The sequence below is a fragment of the Nocardiopsis prasina DSM 43845 genome (assembly GCF_000341265.1).
Classification (GTDB): Bacteria; Actinomycetota; Actinomycetes; order Streptosporangiales; family Streptosporangiaceae; genus Nocardiopsis; species Nocardiopsis prasina.
The window spans coordinates 11,312-32,763 of the sequence record NZ_ANAE01000176.1; the positions used below are offsets into that span (position 1 = coordinate 11,312).

Consider the following 21,452-nt stretch of genomic DNA (forward strand, 5'->3'; position numbering starts at 1 on the left):
CCCCGAACAGAAGGAGACGACGATGGGAAGCAGCAGCTGGTCCACCGACGCCCACCACGCCAGGCGGGCCTACCAGGCCTCCGCCGGAAGCAGTGGGTTCGACTACCACGACGACGTCACCAGTACCCCGCGCGACCAGTGGCGGGCCCACGCCTCACTCGACCCGCGCGGCGTGGCGATGCGTGAGAGCCGCGACTCCGAGGCGCACCCGAACTCCCTGGCGGTGTCGGTGCTCTTCGACGTCACCGGCTCCATGGGGCGCGTGCCCCGCGCCCTCCAGGCCAAGCTCCCCGACCTGTTCGGGCTGCTCCTGCGCCGGGGGTACGTGCAGGACCCGCAGATCCTGTTCGGTGCCATCGGCGACGCCACCTGCGACCGCGTGCCGCTCCAGGTCGGCCAGTTCGAGTCCGGCAACGAACTGGAGGACGACCTCGGCAACATCCTGCTGGAGGGCGGGGGCGGGGGTCAGATGACCGAGTCCTACGAACTGGCGATGTACTTCATGGCCCGGCACACCGCACTGGACTGCCTGGAGAAGCGCGGGCGGCGCGGGTACCTGTTCATCGTGGGCGACGAGATGGCCTACAGCGCGGTCAAGGCGCGGGAGGTCCGGGAGGTGATCGGCGACGACCTCGACGGGGACGTGGCCCTCCCGGAGCTCCTGGAGGAGCTGCGGCGCAAGTACGAGGTGTACTTCCTCATGCCGACCGGCAGCTACCACTTCCGGGACGACCGGGTCCGGAAGTTCTGGGAACGGCACCTGGGCCAGAACCTGGTCCTGCTGGACGACCTAGACGCGGTCTGCGAGACGATCGCGGTCACCGTGGGCCTGGGTGAGGAGGCCATCGACCTGGAGGAGGGTCTGCGGGACCTGGCCGACGCCGGGTCGGACCAGGCCGACGTGGTGGGCCGGGCCCTGCGTCCGCTGGCGCGCGGGCGCGGCGCGGTGGCCACCTCGCCCGACCTGGAGGGGCTGGCCGGTGACGGCCCCGGGGTGGACCGGCTGTGAACGGCCGGGCGCCGTCCGATGAGCACGCGATCGTCGTGGACCTGGGGTTCGGCGACGCGGGCAAGGGCGTGACCGTGGACCTGCTGTGCGCGGGGGGCCGTTACGGCGCCGTGGTGCGCGCCAACGGCGGCGCCCAGGCCGCGCACAACGTGGTGACCCCGGACGGTAGGCACCACACGTTCGCGCAGTTCGGGGCGGGCACGCTCGCCCCGGGCGGCCCGGTGCCCACCCACCTGTCCCGGTTCGTGGTGGTGGACCCCTTCGCGTTGGCCGCCGAGGCCCAGCACCTGGCGGCGCTGGGGGTGGCGGACCCGTTCTCCCTGGTCACGGTGGACCGGCGCGCGCTGATCAGCACTCCGTGGCACGCGGCCGCCAACCGTGCCCGGGAGCGTGCGCGCGGCCGGGACCGGCACGGTTCGTGCGGGATGGGGGTGGGCGAGACGATGGCCTATGCCCTGGAGCACCCCGAGGACGCGCCCACGGTGGGCGACTGCGCGTCTCCGGGGCGGCTCCGCCGCAAGCTGGACCGCCTGGCGGAGCGGCTGGCCTCGGTGCTGACCGAGGCGGCGGACGGCGACGGGGGTGCGGCCCGGGAACCCCTCCCCGATCCGGACGCGTGCATGGACGCCTACCGGGCCTTCGCCGAGCGGGTCCGGCTCGTGGACGATCGGTACCTGCGCCGTCTGCTGGCTCGGACGCCGGTGGTGTTCGAGGGCGCGCAGGGCGTGCTGCTGGACGAGTGGCACGGTTTCCACCCGTACACGACCTGGTCCACCACCACCGCCGTGAACCCGCTGGCGCTGCTGGCCGAGGCCGGGTCGGCGGACGGGGCCCGGCGGATCGGGGTGACGCGCACCTTCGCGACCCGCCACGGCGCGGGGCCGATGGTGACCGAGGACGCGCTGCTCACCAAGCGGTTGGCCGACCGGCACAACCGCGCCCACCCGTGGCAGGGCGGGTTCCGGGTGGGTCACCTGGACCTGGTGGCGCTCCGGTACGCGTTGGAGGCCACGGCGGGGGTGGACGCGCTGGTGGTCACGCACGGCGACGCCCCCGCCCGGTTGGGTCGGGACCTGCGCTGGTGCGTGGGCTACGAACTCGCGGACGGGAGTCCGGTGCGGATCACCCCCGGGGCCTCCCCCGACCTGGCCCGCCAGGCCCGGCTCACCGGTCTGCTGGACGCCGCCCGGCCGGTGCTGGAACCGGTGCCGGGCCCGGCGCCCGCCGCCCTCGCCGACGCCCTGGGGCTGCCACTGGAGGCGGTGTTCACCGGCCCGACCAGGGACGACGCCCACGTGCCGGTCCGTCGCGCGCCTCGGCTGGGCCCCCTCCCCCGGCGGCTCCACGCACCGACCTGAGCGTGTCGGACCTGGGGCACGTCGGGCTCGCGGCCTACGTTGGGGCCATGAGCTCCCTGACTGATCCCGAGGTCCGAGACTTCCTGCTGAGCGGCACGCGCACGGGCAAGGTGGCCTACACGGCCGCCGACGGCCGTCCGCTGGCGGCGCCGATCTGGTTCACCATCGACGAGGACGGGCTGGTGTTCAACACCGGGCGCGACACCGCGAAGGGACGGTCGCTGGCCCGTGACCCCCGGGTGACGCTGGTGGTGGACCTGGAGGAGGAGCCGTACGGCTTCGTGCAGGTCCAGGGCGTGGCCGAGGTGTCCGAGGACCCCGACGAGCTGCTCCGGACCGCCACCGCCATCGCCCGCCGGTACGTGGGCGAGGAGGTGGCCGAGGAGTACGGTCGCCGCAACGGCGTCGCCGGTGAGCTGGTGGTGCGCGTGCGTCCGACCAGGGTCATCGCGGAGATGAACATGACCGGCTGAGCACCCGGTTCACGGTCAGGCGGTGGCGTGCTCGACGAAGGCCCGGGCGGCGGCGGTGAGCGGGCCCCGGCGACTGATCAGGGCCACGAGCAGGTGGTCGGTGGGGTCCAGGTCCAGGACGAGGACCCCGGCCTGTTCGGCGAGCCCGCGCCAGGCGTCAGTGACCACGGCCAGCCCGGCACCGCCCAGGACCAGCGGCAGGATCGACACCCGGTGTTCGCTCTCCACAGCGATGTGCGCGTCCAGACCACCGGCCAGCAGGCGGTCGGCGAACCGGCGCATGCCCGAGCCCTCGTGGCCGACGATGAGGCGCCGTCCGGTCAGGTCCGCGACGGGGACCGGGGTTCCCGGGGAGAAGGGCCCGTTCGCGGGCGCCAGGAGGACGAAGGACTGACGGACCAGCGGGTGGACGTGGACCTCGGTGTCCCTCATCGGGGTGTCGGTGGCGACCACGCCGAGTTCGCAGGCGCCGGTGCGGACCATCTGGACCGCGTCCCGGTTGGTCAGGGCGCCCCGGATCGACACCGACACCTCCGGGTGGCGTTCGGTGAAGCCCGAGACGAGCCCGGTGAGGGGTTCGATGGACTGGGTGGGCAGCGCGGCCACGTCCACGCGCCCCCGGCGCAGTCCCCGGACCGCCTCCACGGCGGAGCGTGCCAGGTCGAGCCCGCGCACCGCCTCCCGGGCGGGTTCGACGAGTGCGTGCCCGGCGTCGCTGAGGACCAGGCGGCGGCCGATCCGGTGGAAGAGGTCGCTGCCCAGGTCCCGTTCCAGCACGCGGATCGCCTGGGACAGGGAGGGCTGTGACAGGTGCAGGGCGGCCGCGGCGCGGTTCACCCCGCCGTGGTCCACGACGGCCAGGAAGTACTCCAGCTGCCGTACGTCCACACCGCACCCCCGTCCCGTTCGCCCCACTCTGTCCGATCCTATAGGCCGCGCCTATCAGCGCTATCGCCAACCGGTCTTGGACGGGCGGTGTGCCGGGCTGCTGTGATCAGGACATGAACGACCGACTTCTCCCCGGATTCACCCGGCACAGCGTGGAGGTCGGGGGACTGCGCCTCAACGTCCGACGGGCCGGAGAGGGACCCCCCGTCCTGTTGTTGCACGGGTACCCCCAGACCCACCTGATCTGGCACCGGGTCGCCCCGCTCCTGGCCGACGGGTTCAGCGTCGTGCTGGCCGACCTGCGCGGCTACGGTGACAGCGACAAACCGCCCTCCGACCCCCGACACCTGGCCTACTCCAAGCGGACGATGGCCCGTGACCAGTACCTCCTCATGCGTGAGCTGGGCTTCGACCGCTTCGCCGTCGTCGGCCACGACCGCGGGGCGCGGGTCGGACACCGCCTGGCCCTCGACCACCCCGAGGCCGTCACCGCCTTCGCCGCCCTGGACGTGGTGCCCACGCGGTACGCGTTTGAGCACGCGGACGCGGACTTCGCGTCCGGGTACTACCACTGGTTCTTCCTGACGGCCGGGAACGGCATTCCGGAACACCTCATCGGCCAGGACCCCGGTTTCTGGGTCCGCACCAGAATGAACGCGCGCCACCACGGGGGGTCCGCGTTCGCCCCGGAGGCGGTGGACGAGTACGTGCGCTGCTTCAGCGACCCCGCCGCCATCCACGCGTCCTGCGAGGACTACCGTGCCGCCGCCACCGTCGACCTCGAACACGACCGGGCGGACGCGGGGCGCCGGGTGGAGTGCCCCGTCCTGCTCCTGTGGGGCGAGCACAGTTTCGTCGGGCGCCACTACGACGTACCCGAGGCCTGGTCCGAGTACGCCTCCGACCTAAGCGGACACCCCCTGGACTGCGACCACTACGTGCCCGAGGAGGCGCCCGAGGCCACCGCGTCCTCCCTCCGCGCCTTCCTGGGCCGGGCCATCGCCCCCGACGCCTGACCTCCGTCCCCCCGCCCCCCGCCCGTCCCACCTCTCACCCGATGGAGACCCCATGAAGCAGTACTGCATCGCCACGATCCCCGGAGACGGCATCGGCGGTGAGGTCGTCGCCCCCGCGACCGCCGTCCTCGACCGGGTCGCCGCCCACCACGGGTTCGCCCTGGACTACGACGAGTTCGACTGGTCGTGCGAGCGGTTCGCGCACACCGGCGCGATGATGCCCGAGGACGGTCTGGACCGGATCCGCCACCACGACGCCATCCTCCTCGGGGCGGTGGGCTGGCCGGGCGTGCCCGACCACGTGTCCCTGTGGGGCCTGCTCATCCCGATCCGCCGCGAGTTCCACCAGTACGTCAACCTGCGGCCGATCACCGTCCTGGAGGGCGTGCCCAGCCCGGTCACCGGCGCTCTGCCCGGTGAGGTCGACTTCGTGGTCGTGCGGGAGAACAACGAGGGCGAGTACTCGCGGGACGGGGGCCGCTTCGACCGGGGCACCCCGCAGGAGCGCGCCGTACAGGAGTCGGTGTTCACCCGCCGCGGCGTGGAGCGGGTCCTGGAGTACGGCTTCGATCTCGCCGAGCGGCGCGGCGGCCGCCTGACCTCCGCCACCAAGTCCAACGGGATCGTGCACACCATGCCGTTCTGGGACGAGCTGGTGGCGGAGCGGGCCGCGCTGCACCCGGACGTGGTCTGGGACCAGGAGCACATCGACGCGCTGGCCGCCAAGGTCGTCCTGGAACCGGCCGGGTTCGACGTGATCGTGGCCTCGAACCTGTTCGGCGACATCCTCAGCGACCTCGCGGCGGCGGTGGCGGGCGGGATCGGGATCGCCCCGTCGGCCAACCTCAACCCCGAGCGCGAGTACCCCTCCATGTTCGAGCCGGTGCACGGTTCGGCGCCCGACATCGCGGGCCGCGGGGTGGCCAACCCGCTGGGGGCGCTGTGGTCGGCGTCGATGATGCTGGACCACCTCGGCCACCCCGAGGCCGGGCGGCAGATGATGGACGCGGTCCGCGCCGCGCTGGCCGAGGGCCGGGTGCGCACCCGCGACCTGGGCGGCGAGGCCGGGACCGACGAGTTCACGTCCGAGGTCCTGCGCCGCCTGCCCTGACGGCCGGTGGCGGAGCGACCCGCGCCGCCGCGTGGAACGCCCGTGGCCGCGCCCCCAGCGGGGGGTGCGGCCACGGGCGTCGACGCGTGGTCGGCGTCCGGGCCCGGCCTCAGAGCTCGGCCATGACCTCGTCGGGGATGTCCGCGTTGGTGAAGACGTTCTGGACGTCGTCGGAGTCCTCCAGCGCGTCCACGACCCGCATGACCTTCTTGGCGCCCTCGGCGTCGACCGGGACCTCCATGGTCGGCAGGAAGCTGGAGTCGGCGGACTCGTAGTCGATGCCCGCTTCCTGGAGTGCCGTGCGGACGTCGACCAGGTCGGTGGCCTCACAGACGATCTCGAAGGCCTCGCCGAGGTCCTCGACGTCCTCGGCCCCGGCCTCCAGCACCGCCATGGTCACGTCGTCCTCGCTGGTGCCCTCCTTGGGCACGATCACGACGCCCTTGCGGTTGAACATGTACGACACCGAACCGGCGTCGGCCATGTTGCCGCCGTTGCGGGTGACCGCCACGCGCACCTCGGAGGCGGCGCGGTTGCGGTTGTCAGTCAGGCACTCCACGAGCAGTGCCACGCCGCCGGGGGCGTACCCCTCGTACATGATCGTCTGCCACTCGGCGCCACCGGCCTCCTCACCGGAGCCGCGCTTGCGGGCGCGCTCGATGTTGTCGGCGGGCACCGAGTTCTTCTTCGCCTTCTGGATGGCGTCGTAGAGCGTCGGGTTCCCTTCGGGGTCCCCGCCACCGGTACGCGCGGCCACCTCGATGTTCTTGATCAGCTTGGCGAACAGCTTGCCGCGCTTGGCATCGATGACGGCTTTCTTGTGCTTGGTGGTGGCCCACTTGGAGTGGCCGCTCATGCATGTCCTTTCACGATGTCGACGAAGAGGCGGTGGATACGCGTGTCGCCGGTGAGTTCGGGATGGAAGGACGTCGCCATCAGGCCGCCCTGTCGTACGGCGACGATCCTACCGGCCTCGTCCGTACCGGTAACGCTCCCGAGTACCGCCACCTCCGGGCCGACCGACTCGACCCAGGGCGCACGGATGAACACCGCGTCGAAGGGGTCGTCGCCGATCCCGTCGATCCGCACCCCGGTCTCGAAGGACTCCGTCTGGCGGCCGAAGGCGTTGCGGCGCACCGTCATGTCGATGCCGCCGACGGTCTCCTGGTCGGCCGTTCCGCCAAGAACACGGTCAGCCAGCATGATCATTCCCGCGCAGGTCCCGTAGACGGGCATCCCGTCCGCGACGCGCTCGCGCAGCGGCTTCATCAGGTCGTACCGGACGGCGAGCTTGGACATGGTCGTGGACTCGCCGCCGGGGATCACCAGACCGTCGACGGTGTCGAGCTGCTCGGCGGACAGGACCCGCGCGGTGCGGGCGCCCAGGTCCCGGAGCATGTGCGTGTGTTCGGCGACGTCGCCCTGGAGGGCGAGCACGCCGATGGTGGGGCTGGCGGTCACGTACGGCCTCGTTGGTCGTGGGTTCGGCGGTCGGGGCGGCGGCTACCAGCCACGTCCCGCGTAGCGCTGGGAGTCGGACAGCTCGTCCAGGTTGATGCCGACCATGGCCTCGCCCAGTCCGCGGGAGACGCGGGCGATCACGGCCGGGTCCTCGTAGTGCAGGGTGGCCTGCACGATGGCGTCGGCGCGCCGGGCCGGGTCACCGGACTTGAAGATGCCCGAGCCGACGAACACGCTCTGGGCGCCCAGCTGACGCATGAGCGCGGCGTCGGCGGGGGTGGCCACGCCACCGGCGGAGAACAGCGGGACGGGCAGCTTGCCCAGGCGCGCGACCTCCTTGACGATCTCGTACGGGGCGCGCAGCTCCTTGGCGGCGCCGAACAGCTCGGGCTCGTCCAGGGTGCCCAGGCGCCGGATCTCGCCGCTGATGGAGCGCATGTGGCGGGTGGCCTCGACGACGTTCCCGGTGCCGGCCTCGCCCTTGGAGCGGATCATCGCCGCGCCCTCGGCGATCCGGCGCAGGGCCTCGCCGAGGTTGGTGGCACCGCACACGAAGGGGACGGTGAACGCCCACTTGTCGATGTGGTACGCCTCGTCGGCGGGCGTGAGGACCTCGGACTCGTCGATGAAGTCGACGCCGAGCGACTCCAGGACCTGGGCCTCGACGAAGTGTCCGATCCGGACCTTGGCCATGACCGGGATGGAGACCGCCTCGACGATGCCGTCGATCATGTCCGGGTCGGACATGCGGGCGACGCCGCCGTCCTTGCGGATGTCGGCGGGCACCCGCTCCAGGGCCATGACCGCGACGGCACCGGCGTCCTCGGCGATCTTGGCCTGCTCGGGAGTGACGACGTCCATGATGACGCCGTTCTTGAGCTGCTCGGCCATGCCGCGCTTGACGCGCTGGGTACCGACGGCGTTGTCGGTGGTGTTCGCTGCGTTGGTGGCCACGGTGGTGGTCTCCCGTTCGTTCGGCTGACTGGGGGCCCAGACCGCCCGCTCCCCGGACACCTCACGGCCGGGAGCACGGCCTGGATGCGACGCGGCGGGCGCGCCCGGCGACCGCACGCAGGCGCGCGGGCACCGTCGGCGGCGCGCACCGGGTCGACCAGCATCCCATCCTAGTTCCACCCGTTTCGCGGCCTTTGGCCAGGCTGGAGTATCGGTGTGTGAGGTGTGGCCACCTCGTCGGAGTGCCGTCCCGATCGCCCGGTCAGCGCCGGGGCGGTTGGTCGTCCATCTCGAAGTAGTGGGGCAGCGCGGCGGTACCCGCCAGGCGCAGGAGGCGGACCAGTCGTGAGCGGCGCGCGCGCCTGGTGTCGGACACGGCGTCGTTGTGGAACACCCTGGCCAGGTACACGCCGCGCGCGGCGACCGTCACCTCGTCCAGCCGGTCCGGGGCCAGCCCGGCGTCCGGGGGGTCCAAAGCGGCGCGCAACGCCTGGGAGAGCCGGCTCTCCGTGAGTTCGCGCTCCCCCTCCCCCGCCCGGCGCGCCGCGTTGGCGGCCGCCGCGAGCCTCCCGGCGGTCTCCCGGTCCAGACCGGGGTCGGCGGCGAGGTCGAGGACGGCCGCGGCCCGGCGCAGCAGAGCGGCGTCCAGGGCGGCGCGCGCGGTCTCCACCCGGTGGTGGAGGCGGTCGAGCCGGGTGGCCCGCCACGACAGGTAGAAGCCGAGCAGGACCAGCGCGATCAGGATCGCCGCGACCAGGGTGACGAAGCGAACGTCCTCGATCAGGACCGCTCACCCCGCAGCCGCGGGTGCGCGCGGCGCGGCGCCCCGGAGGAACGGCGTCCGCCGTCCAACCGCACACCGGCGTCGGCCCCCTCTCCCGACGTCAGGACGGTCTCGTACACGTGGGCGATGTCGGCGGCGACGGTGTCCCAGTCGTAGGCGCGCACGGCAACGCGTGCGGCCTCCGAGAGCCCGGCCCGGCGTTCGGGCGAGTCGAGCAGGGCCGCCGCGCGCTCGGCCAGGTGATCGGCGTCGCCCACCCGGAACAGCTCCCCGGCCGCGCCGCCGTCCAGGACCGCCCCGAAGGCGGGGATGTCGCTGGCGACGATCGCGGCCCCGGCTGCCATCGCCTCGGTCAGGACGATGCCGAAGCTCTCCCCACCCAGGTTGGGCGCGCAGAAGACGTCGGTGGAGTGGTAGGCGCGGATCTTGTCGGCGTCGTCGAGCCGCCCCGGCAACACCACGCGGTGCCGCAGGGACTCGGGGACACCGGACAGGTCGGCCTCGCCCGGTCCGGCCACGAGCAGGCGCAGCTCGGGCCGGTGCGGCGCCATCCGGGAGAAGGCCTCCAGGAGGGTGGCCAGCCCCTTGCGGGGTTCGTCCAGGCGGCCCAGGAAACCGATCGAGCCGCCCCGCCCCGGCCACCCGGGCAGCGGCTCGGCGTGCGCGAAGCGGCGCACGGACACCCCGTTGGGGATGAGCACGGCGTCGCCGCCCACGTGTTCGACCAGGGTGCGGCGGGCCGCCTCGGAGACCGCCACGCGCGCGTTGATCTTCTCCAGGGCCGAGCGCAGGGCGCCGGAGCTCGCGGCCATGGCGCGCGAGCGCGGGTTCGAGGTGTGGAAGGTGGCCACGATGGGCCCGTCCGCCGCCCAGCAGGCCAGCAGGGAGACGCTGGGAGCGGCGGGTTCGTGGATGTGCAGCAGGTCGAAGCGGCCCTCGGCGATCCACCGGCGGACCCGGGCCGCCGTGCGGGGGCCGAAGCTGAGGCGGGCCACCGAGCCGTTGTAGGGCACCGGGACCGGGCGTCCGGCCGGGACCAGGTAGGGCGGGGTCCGGTGGTCGGGGTCGCCGACCGGAGCCAGCACGGAGACCTCGTGGCCCATGGCGCCGAGCGCTTCGGCGAGGTCCCCCACGTGTTGCTGCACCCCGCCGGGGACGTCCCAGGCATAGGGGCAGACGATCCCGACGCGCATCCCGCTCCCGTCCGCCTGGGGGGTGGCGTCCGGGGTGCCCGAGGGCGTCCGCGCCCGGGTCACCGCCGCTGTTCCCGGTCGCGCGCCACGGCCGCCTCGACCTCGTGGCGGCGGGCGCGGTCGGCGTCGTGGTCGGCGCTGAAGACGGACTGGAGCATGTGCCAGTCCTCGGGGTGCTCCGCGATGGCTCCCTCGAGGACCCGGACCAGCGCCTGGGTGGTGTCGTGGACGCGCTGGGTGCGGCTGCCCTCCGCCGCGACGGGGACCTCGTCGTGGACACGGACGTGCCAGTGGGGGCCGTCGTACCAGAGGGAGACCGGCATGAGGGCGGCCCCGGTGTTCAGGGCCAGGGCGGCGGGCCCTGAGGGGACTCGTGCCTTCTCTCCGAAGAGGTCGACCTCCAGCCCGGTTCCGTTGATGTCGCGGTCGGCGAGCAGGCACACCAGTCCGCCCTCGCGCAGACGGCGGGAGAGGACCCCGACGGTGTTGGCCGCACCGCCGGTCAGCGGCAGGACCTCCATCCCCAGGGACTCACGGTAGGAGGTGAACCGCTGGTAGAGACTCTCGGGGCGCAGCCGCTGGGCCACGGTGGTGAGCCGGGTGCCCCGCGCGGCGATCCACGCCCCGGCGTGGTCCCAGTTGCCCATGTGCGGCAGGGCCGCCACCACTCCGCGCCCGGACCTGACGTGTTCCTCCAGCACCTCGATCCCGGTCTGGCGGGTGTGGTCGAGGATGTGCTCCCGACCCATGGCGGGCAGGCGGAACATCTCGTAGTAGTAGCGCATGTAGGAGCGCATCCCCGCCTTGGACAACGCCCTGAGCTGCGCGTCCGTGGCGTTCGGCCCGACCAGCCGGCGCAGGTTGCGCTCCAGCCCCCGGGTGCCGTCGTTGTGGGTGCGCCAGGCCCGGTCGGCCAGTCTCTGGAACACCGCCCGGCCCGCCCCCTCGGGTGCGCGGCGGACCAGCGTCCACCCCGCCGAGTAGGCCAGGTCGGCCATGCGTTCGTCCACGTCGTCGTCCTCGTCCTCTTGTGCTTCGGTCCCCTCGGCGGCGTGGTCAGGCGCCGTTGCTGGTCTTCTCGTCCTCGCCCTCGGCGAAGCCGGGGTCGTTGAGGCGCGCGCGGGTCTCGACGAGGCGCTGGAGGACGGTGAGCAGGCTCATCACGGCCAGGAGCCAGAGGCCGCCCGCGAGGATGTAGGGAACGCCGAGCTCGCTCAGGCCCACCGCCACCAGCACGATGATCAGGCGTTCGGTGCGTTCGGCCACGCCGACGTCGCAGTTGACGCCCAGGCCCTCCGCCCGCGCCTTGATGTAGGAGACCATGAAGCCGCTGATCAGGCAGAACAGGGTGAGTCCGGCGAGCATGGGATCGTCGCCCTCACCCACGAACCACCACATGAGTCCGGCGAGGATCGCGGCGTCGGCCACCCGGTCGAGGCTGGAGTCGAGGAAGGCACCGAAGGCGCTGCCGCTGTCGTTGGCCCGCGCCACCGCTCCGTCGAGCATGTCGAAGAGGGCGAAGACGGTGATGACCACGGAACCCGCGTAGAGCTGGCCGCGGGGGTAGAAGTAGAGGGCGCTGACGACGACACCGGTGGCACCGATGATGGTGACGAGGTTGGGCGTCAGGCCGATGCGGGCCAGGCTCCGACCGAGCGGAGCGGTGACCCGGGAGATCATGGGGCGAAGGATTCTCAGCATGTCTTCTAGTGATCGTAGGACGGTAACGGTCGTCGGAGTGGGAGCCGCACCCTCTGGGGGTGGCGTCGACCACGGGCAGTCGTTGGGGTGGGGGTCGCGGGTGGTCCCGGCCTCACTTCCGGGGCCAGGTCTCGGCCAGCCTGGCGCGGGTCCGCTCCAACATCTCGGGCAGGACCCTGGTCTGGCCGATCACGGGCATGAAGTTGGTGTCGCCGCCCCAGCGGGGCACGACGTGCTGGTGGAGGTGTGCGGCGATCCCGGCACCGGCCACGGTACCGAGGTTCATGCCGACGTTGAAGCCGCCCGGACCGTAGGCCTCGGTGAGCGCCCGGAGCCCGGCCTGGGTGAGCGCGGCGACCTCGGCGGTCTCCCCCTCGTCCAGCGACGTGTACTCGGAGACGTGCCGGTAGGGGCAGACCAGCAGGTGGCCGCTGTTGTAGGGGTACAGGTTCAGGACCACGTAGGCGGACCGGCCGCGGGCGACCACCAGGCCCTCCTCGTCCGGCAGGCCGGGGGCGCGGCAGAAGGGGCAGCCTTCGTCGGCTCCGGGCCCGGTCGGCTTCCCCTCACCCTTGATGTAGGCCATGCGGTGGGGCGTCCAGAGCCGTTCGTGGCCGTCCGGGGTTCCGGTTCCGGCGCCGGGCGGCCGGTCCGCACCGCTCCCGGGTTCGTCGTGGGTACCGCGCATGGCTCGTCCGCCCCCTCGCCTGACCGTTTCGTGCCGCGCGTCCAGCATAGGAGCGCGCGGCGGGTGAAGCGTCGGACCCCGCGGTCCGGGGGTGGCGCGACGGGTCAGTGGCGCGCTCAGGTGCTCCACTGACCCGTGGCTCAGAGTCCGAGCAGGGTACGCAGGTGGCGCGGGGACGGGTTGCCGTGCGCGAGCATGGCGTCGTGCAGGCGGCCGACCGGTTCGCCGGGGCGCTCCAGCGCCAGATCCCGGGCGATGTCGGAGACCTCCGCGTAGCCGACGTAGTAGGTGGACAGCTGGGCGCTGGTGAGCAGGGCGCGCCGCCACTTACCGACGGCCTCCCCCTCCTCCTGGTGGCCACGTTCGGTCAGGAGGGCGACGGCCTCGGACTCGGTGAGGTCGCCGGTGTGCACGCGCACGTCCAGGATCGCGTTGAGGATGGCCCGCAGCCGCATCTTGAGCTGGACCAGGCGCAGCCCGAGGTTGGCGCGCCGGGTGGCGGGGTCGGACCCTCCGGACCACCCGTGAACGGCCAGCACGTCCTCGGCGTGGACCGCCCACCCCTCCACGAAGGTGCCGCTGCTCAGCGCCGAGCGCACCCGGGTCCGTCCCCGGTGGCGAGCGGCGTGGGCGAGCTGGAGGGCGTGCCCCGGCATCGCCTCGTGGACCATCAGGTTGCGCAGCATGCCCGCGTTGTACTCGCGCAGGAAGGAGACCTGGCGCTCCGCGGGCCAGTCCTCGGGCGGCGGGGCCACCGCGATGAAGGTGGGCTGGGAGGAGGCGTCGGGGTCGAGCGCGCCGGGCGCGTCGCAGTAGGCCACGGCCACGCCCCGCCGGGAGACCGGCATCGGGATGACCTCGACCGGGTCGTCGTGGACGGTGGCCAGGTCGAGTTCCCGGACCCGGGCGTAGAGGTGTTCGAGGGCGTCGACACAGGAGGGGACGACCCCCTCGGGGGAGATCTCGAACTCGTCGGCCAGGGCGGAGAGCACCTCGGCGACCTGGCCGGGGCGGCGCGGCTCACCGGTGTACTCGGCGGCGGCCTCGGCCAGTGCCTCCTCCGTGGCCAGGAGGTCGCTCTCGGCGCGTACCAGGAGCGCCTCCGGGGACAGTTCGGAGTCGAGCGTGTACCAGAGCTGGGCGGCGAACCGTCGCGCGCCCAGGCGCGGGTCCCCGGTGGCGAACTCCAGCTCGGTGCGCATCCAGGAGGTGTACTCGTCGAGGGCGGCCAGGGCCGCGGCGCGGGCGGGTTCGAGTCCGGAGGCGTGCTCGGGGTGCTGGGCCGCCAGGGCCGGAACGGCCTCGGCGAGCATCCCCCGGGCGCCCTCCAGCTGCCCCAGGGCGGTCTCCACGTGCACGCGGGGCATGCCGGGACCCTCGGACAGGCGGGCTCGCGCGGTGTCCAGGTAGGCGGGCAGGGCGGCGCAGCGCGCGGTCAGGGCCGCGAGGCGCTCCTCCGGCGGGAGGGTGTCCCGTTCCAGGAGGGCGTGGAGGGCCTCACCCGGTGAGTGCACCAGGGGGTTCCACGTGTGCGGGCGCAGTTCGGTCGTGTGCCACAGGTCCGCGCTGATCCTGGTCCGGAGCATCTCCAGGTCGACCAGGTCGTCGGTCGGGACGAGGTCCGCGTCGATCTCGTCCAGGGAACCCAGCGCGTCGGTCAGGAGCCGGACGCGCAGGGAGTCGGCCTCGACGGAGTGGTCGGTGAGCCGGTGGGCTCCCCGGGTGTCCCCCAGGTCCAGAGCCCACTCGGGGTCGTCGGCCAGGAGGGCGTCGAGCACCCGCTCGGCCACGTCTCGGAAGCGTCGGGTCATCTCGGCCGCGTCGGGTTGGGAGGAGGAGGTCATGCCGCCATGATGCCAGGTCAGGGAAAACACGGACGCCCGGTTCCCGACGTGCGGGAACCGGGCCGTACTCCGTGCGGGACCCCGGCCCGGGTCAGATCCTGGTCAGCGCCAGGAGTTCTGGCCCCCGGTGGAGGTGGGCTGCTGCCCTGCGGCGCCCTCGGGGTCCCCCACCGTGATCGCGTGCTCGACGAGGGTGATGAGCGTCGACTTGGTGGAGGCCTTGTCACGGGCGTCCACCTGGACGATGGGAATCTCCGGGCTGAGCGTGAGCGCGTCCCGGACCTCGTCTGCGGCGTGGGGGTAGTAGCCGTCGAACCCGTTGATGCCCACGATGAAGGGCAGACGCGCCTCTTCGAAGTAGTCGATCGCGGGGAAGCAGTCGGCCAGGCGTCGCGTGTCCACCAGCACGACCGCGCCGATGGCACCCTTGACCAGGTCGTCCCACATGAACCAGAACCGGTGCTGTCCGGGGGTGCCGAACAGGTACAGGATCAGGTCGGAGTCGAGGGAGACGCGGCCGAAGTCCATGGCGACGGTCGTGGTCTGCTTGTCCGGCGTCTTGGCGAGGTCGTCCACCCCGACGCTGGCGCTGGTCATGACCGCCTCGGTCGTCAGCGGCACGATCTCGGAGACGGAGCCAACGAATGTCGTCTTCCCGACACCGAAGCCCCCGGCGACGACGATCTTGACCGACGTCATCGCGTTCCCCCCAGCACCGCCTTCCTCGGCTGGGCTAGAGCTTGCGAAGTCCACTGAGCACCCTTTCAAGCAGGTTGGTGTTGGGGCGAGCGTCGTTGTCGAGCGAAGACCTGATCTGGACCAGTCCCTGCTCGGACATGTCCGCCACAAGCACCCGCGCCACACCGAGAGGCATCCGCAACAGCGCGGAGATCTCCGCCACGGATCGCCATTCCCGGCACAGGTCGCTGATCGCCTGCCATTCAGGCGTCAGCGTTCCTGACTCGTTCCGGGCCGCCGCGGTGGCCGAGATCAGCGCCTCCAGGGGAAGCTGAGACTTCGGCTTGGTACGGCCCTTGGTGACCGCGTAGGGGCGCACCAGCGAACTGGGGGCGCTGCCCGGCGCGGGTCGTTGGTCATACGGTTGTTGGATTGGTCGAGGAACATCTCCGCCGCCCGGAACTGCGGGCATCCCTCCGGTGGAGGGATGGCCCGGCTGTTGTCCGAACCACGAGGCGCTCCCGGCATCTCTACTGTGAGGTGCCACCACTTCCTCCTGTCGGTGGTGGATCAGTGGATTCCCGAGGTGCGCGCCGTTGGTGTCAGCGCCCGCCCCGCCCGCTCGACGAGCAGGGTCATCTCGTACGCGACCAGACCCAGGTCGCTCTCGGCCGCCGCGAGGACCGCGAGACACGAGCCGTCGCTGATGGCCATGATGAGCATCAGCCCCCGCTCCATCTCGACGACGGTCTGGGCGACCGCTCCACCCTCGAACACCCGGGCCGCGCCCTGCGTCAGGCTGGACAGACCAGAGGCGATTGCGGCCAACTGGTCGGCCCGGTCCGCCGGGAAGCCCGCGGACGAGGCCAGCGGAAGGCCGTCAGAGGAGACGACGATCGCGTGGGCCACGTCGGGTACCCGGTCGGCAAAGTCAGTGATCAACCAGTTGAGTTCATTCACCTGTCGACTCATCTGATCTCCTGTCCAAGTTCGCCGGTCGATCTGTGGGCACTGCTACCGCCGGCACGGCATGTGACAGCACTGCCTTTGCGAACCACCCGGCCCCTCCCGTGGGGGTGACCGGGAGTCTGGTGTTCCGCTCTCGTCAAGCGATGGGTGTGGCGCGTCCGAGAAGCTCGGTTGATGCTATTGCATCCGGCTTCCCTGACTGTGAGGGACCCCGTCCCACCACTGGTCACTTGGGTCACTCCTCCGTCGAACTGTCGCCGAGCCGGTTCCGACCGTCGCGGACGCCCTTCTGGAAGCCCGAGAAGCGGTTGCGGACCCGGTCCGCGCTTCTGGTGGGCATCTGCTTGAAGTTCTCCGGCTTGGGTGCGGTACCAGGAACAAGGTTTGCCTTGGGAACCCGTTTTGGCAAGCCCGAGGTGGTCAATCCACCGGCGAGCGGCTCGGCCGCGGTGCGCGCGGCCTTCCAGCCGCGGTCTGCCGCCGAGTTCCATTCCTGCTCGGAACGGGGGTTGGCCGGGGGCTGCTGCTGGGCGGGTTCCCTGCGCGTGCGCTGGGGTTCCCGGGTTTCCTGGGGCGCCGGGGGCACCTGCTGGATCGGGCCGGTCTCGGTGGTGTCCACGGTGGGACCGCCGGTGCGGCGCTTGAACCAGTTGGACTCGATCGCGTCGAAGATCGGCAGCGAGTCCGCGTCCTGGCCGGACGGGGCCGCCGGGACCACGGTGCTGTTCGGGCCCTGGGCGCCACCATAGCGGCGCGACAGGTAGGCCGTGGAACCGTAGCCCTCCCGCGAGTCGCCGCCCCCGGTGCGCCAGTTCCCGGTGGTGTTGGACTCGGGCTGCTGGGGCTGCGGAGCGGGCTGCTGGGGCTGCTGCGCGCCGCTGTCCCAGGCGGAGATCGCCGGGAAGGTCTCGGTGTTGTCCTCACCGCGAGCCGGCGCCGCCGGGGGCTCCGGCTGGCGGGACTCGCGGGACCCGGTGTCGAAGGCCCCGCTCCGATGGGTACCGGTGCCGAAGACGTCGTAGGAGTCCGAGCTCCGGTTCTCGGGCTCGGGATTCCTCCCGAATCCGCCCTTCTCCGAGGCGGGGCGGCCGAAGGCGCCCGTGTCGGTGGGACGGCGGAAGGAGCCGGAGTCCGGGGCGCTGAACGAACCCGTGTCCGTGCTGTTGCGGGGGGCCGGGTCGAACAGGCTGCGACCGGTGGTCTCCTCCTGCCTCGGCTCGTCCTCCTCGGGCACGTCGTAGGGGTCCACGACCGGGTTGGCGTTGTCGGTCAGGCCGCTGTTGGGCGACAGGCCCTCGGCGCGGTTGGGCGCCTCCCAGACGGAGCCGGTGCTGGTGGTGTTCCACAGGTCCTGGCCGCTGGGCGGGTGCTCCTCCGTGCGGCCGCCGACGGGCTTGCGCTTGGGCAGCCCGCCCAGGTCACCGGTGAGGTCGCCGGACTCCTGGCTGTTCCAGGGGTCGTTCGGCTCCTCGGCGGCGGGGCTGGCGGCGAAGGCCGCCTCAGCCTCGGCGAAGGTGTCGGGCGCCCCGGCGGACAGCTCGGGACGGTTCCCGACCCCGCCCAGGGCGTGCTGGCCCTCGACCGGGGTGATAAGCAGGTCCGGCGGGAAGACGACGCTGGCGGTGGTGCCGCCGCCGTGCGCCTCCTTGAGACCCATGCGGATGCCGTGGCGGTGCGCCAGGCGCGAGACCACGAACAGGCCCATGCGGCGCGAGACCGCGACGTCGATGACCGGCGGGGCTGCCAGGCGGGCGTTGATCGCCGCGAGGTCCTCCGGGGCCATCCCGATGCCGCTGTCGGTCACGTCGACCTGCACGGCGCCGCTGTCCATGATCTTGGCGCTGACGAGCACCTCAGTGTCGTGCGGGGAGAACGAGGTGGCGTTCTCCACCAGCTCGGCGACGAGGTGGATGACGTCGTTGACCGGACGGCCGAGCACCGAGATGTGGGAGGGGGCGCGCACGTTGACGCGCTCGTACTGCTCGACCTCGGAGACGGCGCCTCGGAGGACGTCGACCAGCGGGACGGGCTGGGCCCACTTGCGGGTGTTGTCCTGACCGGACAGGACCAGCAGGTTCTCGTTGTTGCGCCGCATACGCGTGGCGAGGTGGTCCAGCTGGAAGAGGTCGGAGAGGCGGTCGGCGTCCTGCTCCGACTGCTCCAGACCGTCGATCAGGCGCAGCTGCCGCTCCACCAGGGTCTGGCTTCGGCGGGAGAGGTTGACGAACATCGCGTTGACGTTGCTGCGCAGCGCGGCCTCGTCGGAGGCCAGGGTCAGGGCGACCCTGTGGACGTCGTCGAAGGCGCGGGCGACCTCGCCGATCTCGTCGTGGGTGTGCACCTCGATGGGGCTGACCTTGACGGACTCGGGGACCGTCCCGGCCTCCTGCATCCGGTTGATCGCCTCGGGCAGGTCGCGCTCGGCGACGCGGCGCGCACCGTCCTCCAGGGTGCGCAGCGGGCGCACCAGGGAGCGGACCACGAGGGAGGTCAGGATGAAGACGGCCAGGAGCACGCCCGCGACGATGATGAGGTCCATGATCGTGCGGAACAGGGCCTGGTCGCGCAGGTCGTTGGCGTCGACGGCGATGCCCTCCGCCAGGCTGGACTCGACCGTCTTGAGGCGCTCCAGGGCGGTGTCCGCGATGGCCGCGTAGTCCTCGGGGCCGTCGTTGGGGGTGACGTTGGTCAGGGGGTCGCCACGGTCGGCGCGGTACATGACGCGCATCCGCATGGTGGAGACCTGGCTGACCTCGAGACCGGTGAAGTTCTCGTCGAACACCGCGCGCTGCTGAGGAGAGGCGGCCTGGATGAAGTTCGAGATCTCGTTCTCGTAGCGGGCCCGGCTGGAGTCGATGGCCTCGGAGATACCGCCGGTCATCGTGTTGCGGGCCAGGGAGTGGCCCATCAGCGCGGTCTCGTAGGAGAGCTGGTCACGGGCGTTCGACAGCGCGGTGAGGGCGCGGACGGCCTCACGCAGCTCGGTGTCGTTGGTCTCGTCCGCGATGGTCTGGTTGAAGTCGGACAGCGACCGGGCGATGGTCCGGTACTTGGTCACGACGGGCAGGACCGTGATGCGGGTCGAGTCGACCTCGGTGCGCAGGGACTCCAGTGTGGAGAGCTGGCTGCGCATCGCGGCGAGCCTGGTCTGCGCCAGGTCGCCGTCCATCGCGCCCATGTCGTCCAGACGGGCGTTCAGGGTGCTCTGGAGGTCGAGTGTGGCGGCCCGCTCGGTCTCCATCTCCTGGCGGAGTTCGTCCGAACGTCGGTCCGGGTCCGCGTTGTCGGAGATGAAGACGGCGCTGGCCGTGCGCTCGCGGCCCAGCTGGTTGGCCAGGTCCACGATGAGGACGCCCACTTGGGCGCGGTCCTCGATGTGCGCGTGGGTGACGGTGGAGACCGAGGCCTCGTAGACCCGCAGTCCGCCGAGCGCTAGCGCGACGGCGGTCGGGATGACGATGAGGGCCACCAGTCGGGAGCGCACCCGCCAGTTACGTGGCCGCCACCAGTTGGCTCTGCGCCGGGGCTTGGCATCGGCGTTTTCGGCCTGCGCTGCCTCGCTCTGAGCGCTGGCCCCGCTTTTCGTCGCTCGTGTCGACACGGACCCTCGCAACCTTTCGTGTCACCGCCTCGAACGGCTGTTGAACCCAGGGATCGGACCGCTCCAGACCGGAAGGTCGGCATGACCACAGTGGTCCACCAGAAACAGGAAGCAGTGGGAATGTGGGGAGATGTGAAGACTGTCCGCCGGACTCGCCTGGGAGGAGAGGCGCCGCGCACCGACACAGTCGTGGTGCGCGTGCGGTGCATAGCGTACCAATGGGCGAGAAGGGCTCGCTTCGGGCGATTGATGCCCATCAAGCAAGATCATCCGAGGCCAACGGTGGCCGTAATCCCCTCCCTGTCCGCATTATGACCAATCCCCCAGGTCAGACTGGTCGACCGAAAACCGGTCGGACAATGAGGTAACTATTTGGACACACCACCAGCTTCCACTGCCACGCCTGCCCTCCGTGACATCGTGAGAGGACGTGTACGCAGGCCCTGAGGGGAAGGCGGAGATGCGCACCTCGCCGCGCCCAGATTCGATCACCCGGAGTCACCATCACATCGCCCCTGGCATTACTCGCAGTTCAGGACAGTGCCGTGCGCCCTTCCGCTTTTCGGTCCGGGCACTGCTTCCACTGAGCACCGCGCTTCTGTTCGCCCTCACCTGCGCGGCCCCGGGAACCGCCGGGGTCGCCGATCCCGAATCGGCGGACCTGGACCGACTGCGCGTGGAGCTGGCCACGGCGCGCGCGGAGGTGACCGCCCTGCGGGAGAGCGCCACGGAGCGCATCCTGGCCTACGAGGAGGAGAGCGCCCGGCTGGAGGAGCTCACCGACGAGCGCGAGGCCGCAGACCACCGCGCGGACGCGGCGGACCGGCACCACGAGGGCGCCCGGCTGGGCGCGGCCCGCCAGGCCGCCAGCGCCTACAAGGGCGCGGACCTGAGCCTCATGCAGGCCTGGACCAGCGCGGAGGGGCCCACCCACGCCCTGGAGCGCGGCGCCTACCTCCTCCTGTTCGGGGAGCGCCGCTCGGCCGACCTCGCCCGGGCCCAGGCCTCGCAGGTGGCCACCGACACCCTGGCCGAGGCGGCGGAGTCCGCCGAGCGGGAGCAGGCCGAGGCCACCGAGGCGGCGGAGACCGCTCGGGAGACCGCCCTGGAGGCCATAGCCGCCCAGGAGCAGCGGACCGAGAAGCTCCTGGAACAGCAGACCCGGCTGGAGGCCGCCCTGGCCGACACCCGGGACCCCGGGAACGAGGAGACACGCCGCAAGGAGGCCCTGGCGGACGCCCGTGGGGCCGTGAGCGGCACGGAGGGCGAGCGGGAGAGCGCCCAGGAGGCCGCCGGGGACGGCGGCTGCGCCGGAGGCACCGGGGACTTCCGGAACGGGCGGGCGCCGGACGGGGTCCTGTGTCCGCTGCCGCAGCCCGGCGAGCGGCTGCGCGCCGACGCCGCCGCCGCCTTCATCGAGCTCGACGGGGATTTCCGGTCAGAGTTCGGCCGCCCGATGTGTGTGACCGATTCCTACCGGCCGTACCACGAGCAGGTGCGCCTCTTCCAGGAGATGCTCCCCGGGATGGCGGCCGAGCCGGGTACCAGCGCGCACGGGCTGGGCGTCGCCGTGGACCTGTGCGGTGGCGTGAACGAACTCGACACCCCGGAGCACCGGTGGATGCTCGACCACGGCCCGGAGCACGGTTGGCACAACCCGGACTGGGCCCGCGGCGGGTTCGAGCCCTGGCACTGGGAGTTCACCCCCTGAGCCCGGGCCCGGC

20 protein-coding genes are annotated in these 21,452 nt (G+C 72.0%); 6 read left to right on the forward strand and 14 right to left on the reverse strand.

Translation table 11 applies throughout. The annotated features are described in order from the left end of the window. The first annotated feature begins 22 nt into the window (after positions 1-22). From D452_RS0121360 to D452_RS0121370, 3 genes are read left to right on the forward strand one after another with little or no spacing between them, the layout of a single operon-like run. Positions 23-1,009, forward strand: coding sequence for a hypothetical protein (locus D452_RS0121360; RefSeq protein WP_017546180.1), 987 nt, complete (start codon positions 23-25; stop codon positions 1,007-1,009). Then, on the forward strand, positions 1,006-2,367 hold the full coding sequence (locus D452_RS0121365) for an adenylosuccinate synthetase (RefSeq protein ID WP_017546181.1): 1,362 nt from the start codon (positions 1,006-1,008) through the stop codon (positions 2,365-2,367). The genes D452_RS0121360 and D452_RS0121365 overlap by 4 nt, the downstream gene beginning before the upstream one ends. Positions 2,368-2,414: 47 nt before the next feature. Then, positions 2,415-2,840: a PPOX class F420-dependent oxidoreductase gene (locus D452_RS0121370; protein ID WP_026129536.1), complete on the forward strand. Its 426-nt coding sequence runs from the start codon at positions 2,415-2,417 to the stop codon at positions 2,838-2,840. A 15-nt stretch (positions 2,841-2,855) separates the two neighbouring features. Here the strand turns inward: D452_RS0121370 and D452_RS0121375 are convergent, their stop codons facing one another. Further along, a complete protein-coding gene (locus D452_RS0121375) occupies positions 2,856-3,728 on the reverse strand; it encodes a LysR family transcriptional regulator (protein WP_017546183.1) in 873 nt (290 codons plus the stop codon). A 113-nt stretch (positions 3,729-3,841) separates the two neighbouring features. On the opposite strand from D452_RS0121375, the gene D452_RS0121380 reads away from it, so the two are divergent. Next, positions 3,842-4,744: an alpha/beta fold hydrolase gene (locus tag D452_RS0121380; RefSeq protein WP_017546184.1), complete on the forward strand. Its 903-nt coding sequence runs from the start codon at positions 3,842-3,844 to the stop codon at positions 4,742-4,744. A gap of 52 nt (positions 4,745-4,796) precedes the next feature. Beyond that, positions 4,797-5,855, forward strand: a complete 1,059-nt coding sequence (locus D452_RS0121385; protein ID WP_017546185.1) for a tartrate dehydrogenase — start codon at positions 4,797-4,799, stop codon at positions 5,853-5,855. A gap of 109 nt (positions 5,856-5,964) precedes the next feature. On the opposite strand, the gene D452_RS0121390 is transcribed toward D452_RS0121385, so the two are convergent. From D452_RS0121390 to D452_RS0121450, 13 genes are all read right to left on the reverse strand, one after another. Further along, positions 5,965-6,711, reverse strand: a complete 747-nt coding sequence (locus D452_RS0121390) for a YebC/PmpR family DNA-binding transcriptional regulator (RefSeq protein ID WP_017546186.1) — start codon at positions 6,709-6,711, stop codon at positions 5,965-5,967. Next, on the reverse strand, positions 6,708-7,316 hold the full coding sequence (gene pdxT / locus D452_RS0121395) for a pyridoxal 5'-phosphate synthase glutaminase subunit PdxT (protein WP_017546187.1): 609 nt from the start codon (positions 7,314-7,316) through the stop codon (positions 6,708-6,710). Before pdxT ends, D452_RS0121390 begins: the two co-directional genes overlap by 4 nt. Before the next feature lie 42 nt (positions 7,317-7,358). After that, the gene (gene pdxS, locus D452_RS0121400) at positions 7,359-8,270 is read right to left on the reverse strand and encodes a pyridoxal 5'-phosphate synthase lyase subunit PdxS (RefSeq protein WP_026129538.1); all 912 of its coding nucleotides are present in this window, start codon (positions 8,268-8,270) and stop codon (positions 7,359-7,361) included. Positions 8,271-8,532: 262 nt separating this feature from the next. Next, complete coding sequence (locus D452_RS0121405) at positions 8,533-9,027, reverse strand: hypothetical protein (RefSeq protein ID WP_026129539.1); 495 nt, start codon at positions 9,025-9,027, stop codon at positions 8,533-8,535. 23 nt (positions 9,028-9,050) lie between these two features. Further along, the gene (locus tag D452_RS0121410) at positions 9,051-10,310 is read right to left on the reverse strand and encodes a glycosyltransferase family 4 protein (RefSeq protein WP_017546190.1); all 1,260 of its coding nucleotides are present in this window, start codon (positions 10,308-10,310) and stop codon (positions 9,051-9,053) included. Beyond that, positions 10,307-11,257 carry a phosphatidylinositol mannoside acyltransferase gene (locus tag D452_RS0121415; protein WP_017546191.1) on the reverse strand — a complete coding sequence of 317 codons (951 nt, stop codon included), beginning with the start codon at positions 11,255-11,257 and terminating at the stop codon, positions 10,307-10,309. Before D452_RS0121415 ends, D452_RS0121410 begins: the two co-directional genes overlap by 4 nt. Before the next feature lie 46 nt (positions 11,258-11,303). After that, positions 11,304-11,927 (reverse strand): phosphatidylinositol phosphate synthase, encoded by a 624-nt coding sequence (pgsA, locus tag D452_RS0121420; protein ID WP_017546192.1) that lies wholly within the window; start codon positions 11,925-11,927, stop codon positions 11,304-11,306. Between the two features lie 133 nt (positions 11,928-12,060). Beyond that, complete coding sequence (locus D452_RS0121425; protein WP_017546193.1) at positions 12,061-12,636, reverse strand: HIT family protein; 576 nt, start codon at positions 12,634-12,636, stop codon at positions 12,061-12,063. A 140-nt stretch (positions 12,637-12,776) separates the two neighbouring features. Continuing rightward, the gene (locus D452_RS0121430) at positions 12,777-14,447 is read right to left on the reverse strand and encodes a DUF885 domain-containing protein (protein ID WP_026129540.1); all 1,671 of its coding nucleotides are present in this window, start codon (positions 14,445-14,447) and stop codon (positions 12,777-12,779) included. 135 nt (positions 14,448-14,582) lie between these two features. Beyond that, entirely contained in the window at positions 14,583-15,179 is a 597-nt protein-coding gene (locus D452_RS0121435) for a GTP-binding protein (protein WP_017546195.1), read from the reverse strand. A 34-nt stretch (positions 15,180-15,213) separates the two neighbouring features. Next, entirely contained in the window at positions 15,214-15,630 is a 417-nt protein-coding gene (locus tag D452_RS0121440; protein ID WP_233515572.1) for a DUF742 domain-containing protein, read from the reverse strand. A gap of 98 nt (positions 15,631-15,728) precedes the next feature. Beyond that, on the reverse strand, positions 15,729-16,130 hold the full coding sequence (locus D452_RS0121445) for a roadblock/LC7 domain-containing protein (RefSeq protein ID WP_014909276.1): 402 nt from the start codon (positions 16,128-16,130) through the stop codon (positions 15,729-15,731). A 232-nt stretch (positions 16,131-16,362) separates the two neighbouring features. Then, entirely contained in the window at positions 16,363-19,611 is a 3,249-nt protein-coding gene (locus D452_RS0121450; RefSeq protein WP_026129541.1) for a sensor histidine kinase, read from the reverse strand. A 793-nt stretch (positions 19,612-20,404) separates the two neighbouring features. Between D452_RS0121450 and D452_RS0121455 the strand changes: the two genes are divergently transcribed. Next, the gene (locus tag D452_RS0121455) at positions 20,405-21,439 is read left to right on the forward strand and encodes a D-alanyl-D-alanine carboxypeptidase family protein (protein ID WP_017546197.1); all 1,035 of its coding nucleotides are present in this window, start codon (positions 20,405-20,407) and stop codon (positions 21,437-21,439) included. Positions 21,440-21,452: the final 13 nt, after the last annotated feature.